Origin of the sequence: Aeromonas sp. S5(2024) (assembly GCF_041403025.1) — a bacterium.
GTDB classification, from domain to species: Bacteria; Pseudomonadota; Gammaproteobacteria; order Enterobacterales; family Aeromonadaceae; genus Aeromonas; species Aeromonas hydrophila.
Map to the genome: position 1 here is coordinate 477,995 of NZ_JBGLRI010000003.1, position 12,666 is coordinate 490,660.

Annotated in this window: 10 protein-coding genes; 7 read left to right on the top strand and 3 right to left on the bottom strand. The window is 60.4% G+C overall.

Annotated elements, in window-relative coordinates; translation table 11 throughout:
* Positions 1-49: 49 nt before the first annotated feature.
* Together ACB032_RS08760 and malX are read right to left on the bottom strand one after the other, a co-directional pair.
* Positions 50-1,246, bottom strand: coding sequence for a MalY/PatB family protein (locus ACB032_RS08760; protein WP_371137773.1), 1,197 nt, complete (start codon positions 1,244-1,246; stop codon positions 50-52).
* A gap of 74 nt (positions 1,247-1,320) precedes the next feature.
* Positions 1,321-2,907: a maltose/glucose-specific PTS transporter subunit IIBC gene (malX, locus tag ACB032_RS08765; RefSeq protein WP_371137774.1), complete on the bottom strand. Its 1,587-nt coding sequence runs from the start codon at positions 2,905-2,907 to the stop codon at positions 1,321-1,323.
* A gap of 275 nt (positions 2,908-3,182) precedes the next feature.
* Between malX and ACB032_RS08770 the strand changes: the two genes are divergently transcribed.
* Complete coding sequence (locus ACB032_RS08770) at positions 3,183-4,220, top strand: Mal regulon transcriptional regulator MalI (RefSeq protein ID WP_113994002.1); 1,038 nt, start codon at positions 3,183-3,185, stop codon at positions 4,218-4,220.
* 25 nt (positions 4,221-4,245) lie between these two features.
* Here ACB032_RS08770 and ACB032_RS08775 read toward each other — a convergent pair whose 3' ends face one another.
* Entirely contained in the window at positions 4,246-5,490 is a 1,245-nt protein-coding gene (locus ACB032_RS08775; protein ID WP_371137775.1) for an NADH:flavin oxidoreductase/NADH oxidase family protein, read from the bottom strand.
* 212 nt (positions 5,491-5,702) lie between these two features.
* Here ACB032_RS08775 and ACB032_RS08780 point away from each other — a divergent pair, with 212 nt between their 5' ends.
* From ACB032_RS08780 to uhpT, 6 genes are all read left to right on the top strand, one after another.
* On the top strand, positions 5,703-6,167 hold the full coding sequence (locus tag ACB032_RS08780) for a MerR family transcriptional regulator (RefSeq protein ID WP_011705325.1): 465 nt from the start codon (positions 5,703-5,705) through the stop codon (positions 6,165-6,167).
* Between the two features lie 95 nt (positions 6,168-6,262).
* Positions 6,263-6,538 (top strand): hypothetical protein, encoded by a 276-nt coding sequence (locus ACB032_RS08785; RefSeq protein WP_011705324.1) that lies wholly within the window; start codon positions 6,263-6,265, stop codon positions 6,536-6,538.
* Positions 6,539-6,591: 53 nt separating this feature from the next.
* A complete protein-coding gene (locus tag ACB032_RS08790; RefSeq protein WP_371137776.1) occupies positions 6,592-7,068 on the top strand; it encodes a GNAT family N-acetyltransferase in 477 nt (158 codons plus the stop codon).
* Positions 7,069-7,401: 333 nt separating this feature from the next.
* Complete coding sequence (locus ACB032_RS08795) at positions 7,402-8,193, top strand: hypothetical protein (RefSeq protein WP_101617568.1); 792 nt, start codon at positions 7,402-7,404, stop codon at positions 8,191-8,193.
* 633 nt (positions 8,194-8,826) lie between these two features.
* On the top strand, positions 8,827-10,734 hold the full coding sequence (locus ACB032_RS08800; protein WP_371137777.1) for a fructose-specific PTS transporter subunit EIIC: 1,908 nt from the start codon (positions 8,827-8,829) through the stop codon (positions 10,732-10,734).
* A 416-nt stretch (positions 10,735-11,150) separates the two neighbouring features.
* Positions 11,151-12,557: a hexose-6-phosphate:phosphate antiporter gene (gene uhpT, locus ACB032_RS08805; protein ID WP_011705321.1), complete on the top strand. Its 1,407-nt coding sequence runs from the start codon at positions 11,151-11,153 to the stop codon at positions 12,555-12,557.
* The last annotated feature ends 109 nt before the right edge of the window (positions 12,558-12,666 follow it).

Below are 12,666 nucleotides of genomic sequence, written 5' to 3' on the forward strand. Positions count from 1 at the left end.
ATAAAAACGCAGCTAATACTGCGTTTTTATATCACATTTCTGCATACCTTCAGAAACTATCTCCCAGTGCACCGATCAGGGCATCGAGGCCTTTATCTACTTTTGAGCGCGGGCAGCCGACGTTGAGGCGAAGATAGCCTGTGCCTTCCGGGCCATAGGTGTCGCCACGCATGATGGCGACCCGGTATTTTTCCACCAGCAAGGTTTGCAGCGCATCCATCCGTTCGGTGGAGTCGATGCCGAGGCCACTTAAGTCAATCCAGGCGAGATAGGTCCCCTCGGGCACCCGATAGTCGATGGCGGGAAAGGCGGTGTTGAGCCGCGCCGCCACCTGGGTGAGGTTGCCGTGCAGATAGCTTTTCAGGGCATCGAGCCAGACAGCGCCATCCAGATAGGCGCTGATATGGGCCAGCACCCCGAGAATGGGGGGCGATGAGAGGCCATGGGCCGCCTTGAGCCGCTGCAGATAGCCGGCCCGCGCCTCGGCGTTAGCAATAAAGGCGTAGGCGCCGCCAAGGGCGGGAATATTGAAGGATTTGGAGCCAGAGCTCACCAGCGCCCAGCTTTCGTCCTCTGCCACCTCGCTCCACGGCAGGTAGCGGGCAAAGCTCACATCCATATGGATGTCGTCCGAGATGACCTTGACCCCGTGGCGCTGGCAGATGGCGGCCATCCGGCCGAGTTCATCCCGCGTCCAGACCCGGCCGGTGGGATTGTGGGGGCTGCACAGCAGCAGGATGCGGCAATCGGGGCGAGCGGCTTGCTGCTCAAAGCAGGCCCAGTCGATCTGGTAACTCCCCTCTGTTTTTTTGAGCGGGCAAGGCAGCAGCACACGATCGTTGGCGGCCAGCATATTGCCGAAGGCGTCGTAGGCGGGGGTATGCACCAGCACGCCTTCGCCCGGCGCTGACCAGAGGCTCACCAGCTGGGCGATGATGTAGATGACCGAAGGGCCGTAGACCAGGGTTGCTGGATCAAGCTGCGCCCCGTAACGGCTGGCGAACCAGTTGCTCACCGCCCCCTTGAAGTCGTCGTGATTCCAGCGGCTGTAGCCAAAGACCCCATGCTCAAGGCGCTTGGCCAGGGCTGAGCGAATGCAGGGGGCTGTCGCGAAATCCATGTCGGAGATGGTAAAGGGGAGCAGGTCGGCGTGGCCGAAGCGGTCGGCCACATAGTCCCACTGGGTGCAGTAGGTGCCGTGGCGATCGACGACGCGATCAAAATCAAAGAAGTCGGTATTGGGCATCTCTTTCTCACCAGTAAAACAGCAATGAACAAGGGGGCATGGCGCCCCCCGAGGTAGGGTAACAGGGGGCCGACTCAGGCCCCCATCAGGCTCTGCAGCTGGTTTTTCACCAGATGGACCTGGGGCCCGATCACCACCTGCAGGTTGTGCTCATCGAGCTTGATCACCCCGATGGCGCCGTTCGCCTTCAATACCTTGTCATCGACCCGGCTCATGTCCTGCACCGACATCCGCAGGCGGGTGATGCAGTTATCGAGCGCCAGGATGTTGTCGGCGCCGCCCAAGGCGTTGAGGATCACCTCGCCGTTATAGCCGCTGTTGCCGGCCTTCTTGCCCACGGGCTGGGCAGCCTCGCTGGCCTCAATCTCGCGGCTCTCTTTTTCACGGCCAGGGGTTTTGAGGTTGAAGCGCACGATGGCAAAGCGAAACACCCCGTAATAGATGGCAAACCAGATGGCGGCTGCGACCGGCACCAGATACCACTTGGTGGCGGTGCCTTGCAGCACGCCGAACACCAGAAAATCGATGAGGTTGCCGTCGGTGTTGCCGATAGTGACACCCAAAAGCCCCATGGTCATAAAACCCAGACCCGTCAGGATGGCGTGAATGACGTAGAGCACCGGCGCCACGAACAGGAACAGGAACTCCAGCGGCTCCGTGATGCCACCGATGACGCAGGCCACTACACCGGAGACCAGCAGCGCCTTGATCTTGCCGCGATTTTCCGGGCGAGCGCAGTGATACATGGCGAGCGCCGCCCCCGGCAGGCCGCCGAGGAAGGCCGGCATCTTGCCCTGAGAGAGGAAGGAGGTGGCAGAGACCGAGAATTGGGTGGTGTCGGCGCAGGAGAGCTCGGCGTAGAAGATATTGAGTGCGCCGCTCACCTCGTTGCCGCACACCAGCGATGTACCGCCCGCCTCGGTAAAGCGGATGAGCGCTACCAGAATGTGGTGCAGGCCGAGCGGCAGCAGCAGCCGCTCGCCGGTACCGAACAGGAAGGGGCCAAAGGGACCGGCGTGGGAGATGAGCGTCCCGATGCCGTTGATGCCGGCGGCAAACCAGGGCCAGACCAGGGGCACCACCAGACCGACCACCCCCAGCACGATGGCGGTGATGATGGGCACAAAGCGGGCGCCGCCGAAGAAGGCGAGCGCATCGGGCATCTGGTAGGTGTAGAAACGGGCGTGCAGTTTGGCGACGATCACCCCGACGATGATGGCCCCCAGAATACCGGTGTCGATGGAGCTGATGCCGAGGATCGATTTCACCCCGTAAGCCTTCTCCGCCGCCCCGTCACCGATGACATTGGCCACGGTCAGGTAGAAGTTGATGGAGAGGTTGAGCGCCGCATAGCCGACAAAACCGGCAAAGGCCGCCACCCCTTTCTCTTCGCGCGCCAGGCCCAGCGGAATGGCCACCGCGAACATCACCGGCAGGTAGATAAAGGCCACCAGCCCGACCTTGGTCATCCAGAGGAACAGCAGTTGCAGCACGGTATTGTCGAGGAAGGGCATGCTCTGCTTGACCGCATCGCTGGTGAGCGAGCTGCCGACACCGAGCAGAATGCCCGAGAAGGCCAGCAGGGCGACCGGCAGCATGAAGGTCTTGCCGAGGCTCTGCAGGAACTCCCAGATGGTGGATTTGGCGGGGGACTTGGCCATGTGTCAGATCCTTGTGAGGTGAGGGTCATTCGATACGCCTGCCCGGTACCGTTCCTGACGGATGGCGACGGTGAGCCGTATCTGGTTTTGCTGGATGATAAAACGTTTTATCAACTCGCAAGTGCCGACAGGATCACAGTTCAACCGCCCTGCTGGACACTGTTCCTCAAATTTGTGAGGCAGATCCATGGGCGCGGGATGTAACGTTTCACTCGGCAACCCAAGCGGGTATGCTGTGCACCTCGTCTCTTCGCCTTGATCGCCACCGCCTGCCTATGTCACCCAAACCGCTGCTCGCCAACAACCCCAAGATCACCGACGTGGCCCGGCTGGCCGGGGTCTCGGTCACCACCGTCTCCATGGTGCTGCGCGGTAAGGGGCGTATCTCGCCGGCCACCGCCGAGCGGGTGCAGCAGGCGATAAAAGAGCTCGACTACGTGCCCAACAGCGCCGCCGCCAACCTGCGCAGCCAGCAATCCAACCTGGTGGGGCTGATCCTGCGCGACATCACCGACCCTTTCTACACCGAGGTGACCGCCGGGGTGAGCGAGGTGCTGGAGCAACAGGGCTATCTGCTGTTTCTGACCCAGTGTGGTCACAGCCCCGAGCGGTTGCAGCAGAGCATCCAGTCCCTGTCGCGCCAGGGGGTGGCGGGCATCATCTTCAACCCGGTGCGCGGCGCCGCCGCCAAGCCGCTGGAGAACCTGCTCGGCTCGGCGCTGCCGCTGGTGTGCGCCGCCCGCTCCTACTATCGAGACGACGTCGACTTTATCGGCCCGGACAACACCCACGCCGCCCAGCAGGCCACCACCTATCTCATCGAGCAGGGCCACCGCCATATCGCCTACGTCGGCGGGCGGGCCGATTCCCTCACCCGCGCCGAGCGCATCGGCGGCTACTGTGCCAGCCTGCTGCAATACGGGCTGCCCTTCAAACCGGAGTGGGTACTGGAGTGCGAGCGCACCCAGCGCAGCGCCGCCGACACCATCGCCCAGCTGTTGCACCGGCACCCCAAGGTGACCGCCGTGCTCTGCCACTACCCGGAGGTAGCCCTCGGCGCCATCTACGGCGTCGAGGCGAGCGGGCGCAGCGTGGGCAAGGACAACTACGTCGGCCAGCAGGTGGCCCTGCTCGGCTTTGACGACGTGGCGGAGGCCGAACTCACCTTCCCCGCCCTTACCTTCGTCAGCTCGCCGGCCCGCGACATCGGCCGCCAGGCGGCCCTGCGCCTGCTGACCCGATTGCAGCAACCCGAGCTCGCCCCCAACCGCCATCTCATCATCCCCAGCTTGCAAAAGCGGGCATCGGCCTGAGTTCGCTGGGTGGCAAGCCCCCCCTTCACTTTTCCTGCGCCTTGATCCAGCGTCTATAGCGGGCGTTGCCAAGCAGGGTCTGCCACTGCTGGCAGGCCAGCGCCAGGGCGGGCGCGATCTTGGGGCGGCTCGGCTGCCCGCGCCCCAGCCGCCGCAACTGGTATTTCACCATCGCCATGTAACCTACCGAGGCCAGCACCTTGTTGCGCCAGGGGATGGGCCTGAGCTCGGCACTTGCCGCCTGTTCACGGTGCCATCTGGCAGGCAGATCCGGGGCGATGGCCAGCGCAGTGGCCATGCCGGCGACCGCCACCCCGCTGCCAAGCACCTGCTCCACCACCGGGTAGCGGCGAATTCCCCCGGTCACCATCACGGGCATATGGGCAACAGAGACGATCTCCCGAGCGAACGCCAGAAAATAGGCCTCCCGCGCCAGAGTCCGACCATCGCGGGCCTGGCCGTGCATGGCGGGCGCCTCGTAACTGCCGCCGGAGAGCTCCACCAGATCCACCCCGAGCGGGTTGAGCATCTCCACCACCGCCTTTGCATCCTCGGTGCTGAAGCCGCCACGCTGAAAGTCGGCGGAGTTGAGCTTGACCGACAGTGCGAAGCCGCTGCCCGCCTGCTGGCGGATCCCTTCAACTATCTCCAGCAGCAAGCGGGCGCGATTCTCAAGGCTGCCGCCCCAACGATCGCGGCGTTGGTTGGTGAGTGGCGAGAGGAACTGGCTCAGCAGATAGCCGTGCGCGGCATGGATCTGTACCCCGTCAAAACCGACACGCTGTGCCAGCAGCGCCGTGTTGATGAAGCGCGCCTTCACCTCGGCAATGTCGGCCTCGCTCATGGCTCTGGGCGGAGAGAACTGCCTCGAGAAACTGCCGAGCGCCATGGGTACGGCGGAAGGGGCCAGGGTGGGCTGCCCCAGCGCCGCCGGCATCTGGCGACCGGGGTGGTTGATCTGCATCCAGATCTGGGCGCCCCCGCTCTTGGCCGCCTCGGCCCAGGCACTGAAACGCTCGGCCAGCGCTGGGGAGAGATCGTGGGAGTCGAGTACCACGCCCTCCGGCCCCGTCATGGCGTGGCCGTCCACCATCACATTGCCGGTGATGAGCAGGCCGGCGCCACCCTCTGCCCAGGTACGATAGAGCTGGATCAGCGCCTCTGAGGGGGCATGGTCATAGTCGGCCATGTTCTCTTCCATGGCGGCCTTGGCGAGGCGGTTGATAAGCTGGCTGCCATTGGGCAGGGTCAGGGGAGTAAATGGGTTCATGGCGATCTCCTCGGTAATGAGGACCCCACCATAAGTTTGAAGCTGACTTGAAGGTCAAGCCCCCTTATCGGGATGCCGTCGCGATGGGAGAAATGGTATCCACCCGCACAGCCCATAGGACCGTTGACATTCAAGCGGGCTTTCACCCTAGAATTCCCCTTGAGCCCCCCTTTCGGCGGGCAGACCCGCCAACCCGCAGCCCAGGAGGCAAGATGAAGATCGGTGAACTGGCCAAACAGACCGGCATGGCGGCCTCGACCATCCGCTTCTACGAAGCCAGAGGCCTACTCAGCAAGGTACGGCGGGGTACCAACGGCTATCGCGACTACCCGCCCGAGACGGTACCCTTGCTGACCATCATCGGCCAGGCGCAGCAGGCAGGCTTCTCCCTCGACGAGATCAAGCAGTTGGTGCCCGCAGATATCAGTTCTTGGCAACACGCCCCGCTACTGGCGGCGCTCGAGGCCAAGGTGAGCGACATAGAAGCGCTGGAGACAAGACTTGCCCACAGCAAGCAGCAATTGCAGGCCCTGATCAGGCTGGTGGAGTCCAAACCCGACGAGATGCCGTGTGAAGAGAACGCCGCCCGGGTATTGGCTAGCATGGGTATTCCCTCCCCCGAGGGCATCGCAACAAACACCATCGCAGCCAAGCCCGCTACGCGCCCCAAAAAGTGATCCCGCTCGCAACCAGCACACGCCCCCAGCATGGGGGATTGAGAGCCAACTGAAGAAGACTATGATGGGCGCGCCATCCATAACAGGTCATCATCATGACAACAGAGCGCACCGCCCACTCCCAAAGCGAGCCACCGAGTGAAATCCATCGCTGTGACAAATGCCGGGAGCGCACCCGCCATATCGTGGTGCTGGTCGCCCGCGATCACACTCAGGACATCATGCCCAAGGATCCCCGCAAAGCCTTCTGGCAAGCCTTTACTTCCAGCAGCATCACCAACTGGGCGTTTGGCGAAACGCTGGCTTACCAGGCCACCCATGTAAAGCACCTGATTTGCGAGCGCTGTGGGGAGAAGTTTCTGGAATATTGATGCCCAGAGGGCGGCGCGCCCCAGACAATCACAGCGAGATAAAAGAGAGAAAGATGAAGTTTGTCGAGATGGCCCCCGGTCAACTGCCGCTGGCGCTGCTGCTGGAGGCAGATCCCGCAAAGCAGCGCATTGCCGCCTATCTGCCCGACGCCTGGGGCTTTGCCGCCCTGGCGGGCAACGAGGTAGTGGGCGCCTGCGTGGCCGGTCTGGTGGGGGAGCAAACGGCCGAGATCTTCAATATCGCCGTTGCCCCCAACCGCCAGCAGCAAGGCATCGGATCCAGCCTGCTGCACTTCGTACTGACCAACCTGGCCGAGAAAGGGGTATGCCGCGTCGAGCTCGGTACCGGCAGCTTCGGCCACCAGCTCACCTATTACCAGCGCCACGGCTTTCGCGTCGATGCCGTCGTCAAGGATCACTTCCTTATCCACTACCCGGAGCCCCTGATGGAGCACGGCATCCAGCACAAGGATATGCTGCGGCTCTCGCTGGTGCTGGAGCCCAATCCCCCGCTCCATAGCGGCCAGTAACCCGTCGCTACCGGCAAGGCGGAAGCCAATCAACCCTCTTCCTTATTAAGTAATTTGTTGATCTGAGGCTGATTTTGTTCAGCTTCCTGTTTTGCCACCCAATCACCTTGGTTAAGATGCCCACTTGGAAACCATTTATGCAAAGACACATCTGTGCGGCCGTTTCGCCATCCACCACATCGCCGGATGACCGTAGCAGGCTGGAGGCTGTAATCCACGGTCGGTAGCGTGGAATTCCGCCTCTTTATTCAACTCAATTTAAGACGCTCCGAGACAGTAAATAAACGACGCAAGCAGCACTTTACAAAAGTTCAAGTGGCAGGATAAATCAACATGAAATTACTTATCATCATCACAACTTTATTACTATGCTTCTCCATTTCTGCAAAAGCAGACGCCACATTTATAATTGACGGAGTGAAAGTAGACATTAAAAAAGAGGGTGAATGCTTTTACTTGATGACAGCAGGAAAAGAAAAGCAGCAACTTAAATGTATTGATGATAATTTGGAGTCTGATATTTTTATACAGGATTTCAACTTTGATGGTTATAAGGACATTGCCATTACCAACTATCTTGGCATGGTAAATAATATTTTTCATGTGTTCTTATATGATCATATGAATGCAATATTCAAAGAGCTAAAATTTGCAGACTCGAAGACACCTACATCTGCCTGCGAAGATCTCTATAACCTTTCAGTTCGATTAGATGATCTTTCTTTGGTTAGCTCTTGCCGCTCCGGCCCTGTATGGTATTACGATACTTACCGATATAACGCCCAAGGTGAACTCTGGCTATATAAAACAACAGAGTATCAGATCCAAAACTCCGAGATTGATACCTTCCCTCTTTACGAGCACACATTTAATCAGAAGGGAGAGAAACTGGACACCGTTGCGATTGACTTTGATGGCAAGAAAATTCTCTGGTCAGTCACATCCGAGAAAGCCTTCCTCTACTCATCACCTGAAAAAACATCAAAGACCAAAGCCTATCTTATTCATAACGACAAAGTAGAAATTCTCGAGCAGAAAGATGATTGGATTAAGATCCGATTTGCCTCCAGAAAAGGCCCCCTTGTCCGTTGGCTCTATCTTCCAGAAGCAATAGCCAAAAGTTAACCTAGAACTTTTAATACCCAAGCGTACTTAGACATTCACGTCATCAATTCGGTAGGGTGCAATAAGAGCAGCGCATTGCACCTCTACCTTTCCTGCCTCCAAACAAGCGGTGCAATTCACTTCGTTCATTGCACCCTACGGGGCCAATGCCTGTGGTTTCACTCGCGCGTTGTGGTGGGCTGTCTGGCACCAATGGCTCAACCCATTTCTCCACCTTTCCCCTCGCCGGCCTCCCCTTACCAAGCCCCCCGTTACCGCCATTTATGTGCGACAGCTCACACCCCGCCCGCTCTTTTCACCTCACAAATTTACAGTTTTGCACCGATTCCTGGCCGGATAACATCACCCTCCATCATAAAAGCACGTTGAAAGAACCAACATCAAGATACTGATTATTAAAAACAAAAAATCATTCTTCGATTCAATCCAGACCCATTTTGTCAGCTGGTCTGCTATGCGATCAGGATCACACTCAAGGTCATATCGCACAAAAATCCAGTATTTCGCAGTTTTGTCCGATAGGTGAGCGGCCCTGCGGGCGGGATAATAGTGGGGTCACTTTTGTCTGCATCTCCTGGGCTATAGCCCAGGAAAAGATGCCAACAGGCTCCGGCCAGGAGCAGGGAGAACGCCATGATCACCACCCTTATCAACGAGCAACTGATCGCGCTCGATTTAAAGGCCACGCGCAAGGAGGAGGTCTTCACCGAGATGACCCGTCTGCTCGCGGCGCAAGGCAAGGTCAGCGACGAGCAGCAGTTCGTCAAGGATCTGTGGGCCCGGGAAGAGCTGGACAACACCGGCTTTGAAGAGGGCGTTGCCCTGCCCCACGCCAAGAGTGCGGCAGTAAGCACCCCGGCGGTGGCCATCGGCATCAGCCGCGCCGGTATCGAGTACGGCGCCGAGGATGGCAAGCCCTCCCGGCTGTTTTTTATGATTGCCTCCCCGGCCGGTGGCGCCAATCACCATATCGAGGTGCTGGCCGAGCTCTCCGCCAAGCTGATTGAAGAGGGCTTTATCGATGCCCTGCTGGCAGCCAAGACGTCTACCGATGCGCTGGCGCTGCTGCTCGAGAAGAAAGAGCCGCAAGTGGCCGCCCCGGCCGCCGACAAGGGGCTGATCATCGGCGTCACCGGCTGCCCGGCCGGCATCGCCCACACCTATCTGGCGGCAGAATCCCTGGAGCGCGCCGCCAAGGAGCTGGGCTTTGAGGTGAAGGTGGAGACCAACGGCTCCATCGGCGTCAAGAACAGCCCGACTGCGGCCGAGATCGCCCGCGCCAGCGCCATCGTGGTGGCCTGCGACAAGCAGGTGGACATGGCCCGCTTCAACGGCAAACCGCTCATCAAAACCGGCGTGAAGGCCCCCATCAAGGATGGCAAGGGTCTGATCGAGCAGGCGCTGAAGGCCCCCGCCTATGTGGCGGACAAGGATGAGCGCAAGAGCGAGGAGAAGAGCTCAGGCGGCAGCTCGGATCTCTACCGTTATCTGATGAACGGCGTCTCCCACATGATCCCGTTTGTGGTCACGGGGGGTCTGCTGATCGCCCTGGCTCTGGCCATCGGCGGTGATCCAACCCCGAGCGGCATGCAGATCCCGGCAGGGAGCATGTGGAACCAGATCCTCAACGTGGGCGTCGCCGCCTTCACCCTGATGATCCCCATTCTGGCGGGCTACATCGCCTACGCCATCGGTGACAGACCGGCACTGGCACCGGGCTTTATCGGCGGCTGGATCGCCAACAACGGCAGCTTCTACGGCGCCGACGCCGGTACCGGCTTTATCGGTGCCATCATCGCGGGTCTGTTGGTCGGTTATCTGGTGCGCTGGATTGCGACCCGCCACTACCACAAGATGGTGCAGCCGCTGGTGCCGATCCTGATCGCCCCCATCGTCGGGTCGCTCTTTATCGCTGCGGTCTTCATCTTCATCATCGGCGCCCCCATTGCCGACATGATGACGGGTCTGAACGCCATGCTGCTCTCCATGAGCGGCGGCAGCCTGGTGCTGCTGGGGATCGTGCTGGGGGGCATGGCCGGCTTTGACATGGGTGGCCCGGTCAACAAGGTGGCCTTCCTGTTCTCGGTAGGCATGATCGCCTCCGGCCAGACCCAGTTCATGGGTGCCATGGCCTGCGCCATCCCGGCCGCGCCGCTCGGCATGTCACTGGCTACCGTGCTCGGTCGCAAGCTCGGCATCTTCGACGCCACCGAAATTGAAGCGGGCAAAGCCGCCGGTGCCATGGGTCTGGTGGGGATCTCCGAGGGTGCCATTCCGTTTGCCGCCCGTGATCCGCTCGCCGTCATCCCGGCCAACGTGCTGGGCAGCATGACCGCCGCCGTGATGGCCTTCCTGTTTGGCATCACCAACAGCGTCGCCCACGGTGGCCCCATCGTGGCCCTGCTTGGCGCCGTCAACAAGCCGCTGCTGGCGCTGCTCTGCATGATCTGCGGTGCCATCGTCACCGGCGTGGTGGCGGTTGCCCTGAAAAAACTGCGGGTCAAGAAGAGTGACGAGGTGACGCTGGCCAAGGCCGCCTGATCCCTGCCCAACCAAGCCATCCCCCGCGGGGTGGTGACCAAACCGGACGAGGCCACCTGCGGGTGGCCTCGTCTTTTTGTCGGGTTCGAGAGAGCCCGCTCACCTCTGCTGTACGACGCCGGCTTGTGATCCTCTTCACGCTTCGCGGCCGGATCCCGCCAAACTAGGAAATTTTCCTACCCCCCCTAGGGATGGCTCTCACGCCATTTGCAGCGCGCCTCATTAAAGTCACGCTACCTGATGTCGTTACCCGACCCGCGCCACGGCGCAAGGGACGGGCATGGGTTCAATCGACAGGGGCTCGCCGCGCACCGCGCCCGCTTCCTGTTGTTCTTTCCGTGGCGTGACCTCCAACTCCAATCAAAAAGGGAGGAACGCGGCGGAAACAGCGTCTATCTCGCAGAGGATGAACGAAGATGTTTAAACTACTCGAACAGGTCCGGGTCCCCACCCTGAACCTGCCGGTCGAAGCCCGGCGCAAACTCTGGTTCAAACCGTTTATGCAATCCTATCTGGTTGTGTTCATCGGTTACCTGACCATGTATCTGATCCGCAAGAACTTCAACATTGCGCAGAACGACATGATCCAGGAGTACGGTCTCTCCATGACCGAGCTCGGCATGATCGGCCTTGGCTTCTCCATCACCTACGGGGTGGGCAAGACCATCGTCTCCTACTATGCCGATGGCAAGAACACCAAGCAGTTCCTGCCGCTGATGCTGATCCTCTCCTCCCTCTGCATGCTGGGCTTCAGTGCCAGCATGGGCGGCACGGGTTTCAGCCTCTACCTGATGATCTTCTTCTACGCGGCCAGCGGTTTCTTCCAGAGCTGCGGCGGCTCCTGCAGCTACTCCACCATCACCAAGTGGACGCCCCGCAACAAGCGCGGCACCTACCTCGGCATGTGGAACCTCTCCCACAACGTGGGCGGGGCCGGTGCGGCCGGTGTGGCGCTGTTCGGTGCCAACTACCTGTTCGATGGCAACGTGCTCGGCATGTTCATCTTCCCCTCCATCATCGCGCTGATCGTCGGCTTCATCGGCCTGCGCTTTGGTAGCGATTCGCCGGAAGCCTATGGCCTCGGCAAGGTCGAAGAGCTGTTTGACGAAGTGGCGAGCGAAGAAGATATCGCCACCGAAGAGCAGCAACTGACCAAGTGGCAGATCTTCGTCAAGTACGTGCTGATGAACAAGGTGATCTGGCTGCTCTGCTTTGCCAACATCTTCCTCTACGTGGTGCGTATCGGTATCGACCAGTGGTCCACCGTCTATGCCCACCAGGAGCTCGGCTTCTCCAAGGAAATCGCCATTCAGGGCTTTACCTTCTTCGAAGTGGGCGCCCTGGTCGGTACCCTGATGTGGGGTTACCTCTCTGACCTGGCCAACGGTCGCCGTGGTCTGGTGGCCTGCGTGGCACTGGCGCTGATCATCGCCACCCTGGGGCTCTACCAGCACGCCACCACCCAGTTCATGTTCCTGGGCTCCCTGTTCCTGCTGGGCTTCCTGGTGTTCGGTCCGCAACTGCTGATCGGCGTGGCCGCCGTGGGCTTCGTCCCCAAGCAGGGCATCAGCGTGGCCGATGGCGTCAAGGGTACCTTCGCCTACCTCATCGGTGACAGCTTCGCCAAGCTGGGTCTGGGCATGATTGCCGACGGCACCCCCATCTTCGGCCTGACCGGCTGGACCGGCACCTTCGCGGCGCTGGACATGGCCGCCGCCGCCTGTCTGGTGCTGATGGCCTGCGTCGCGGTTGCCGAAGAGCGCAAGATCCGCCGCATCAAGCGGGAGCTGAAAGCCGCCACTTTGGCGACCCAGTCCGCCTGAGCCCCGGCTGACCGGGCAGTCGCTGCCCGGTAGCACGGTTTCACTCCGTAGTGTGCATTCGGCCCGCCCTCTGGCGGGCCGTTTTTTATCCCCTCTTTTCTCCACTTGT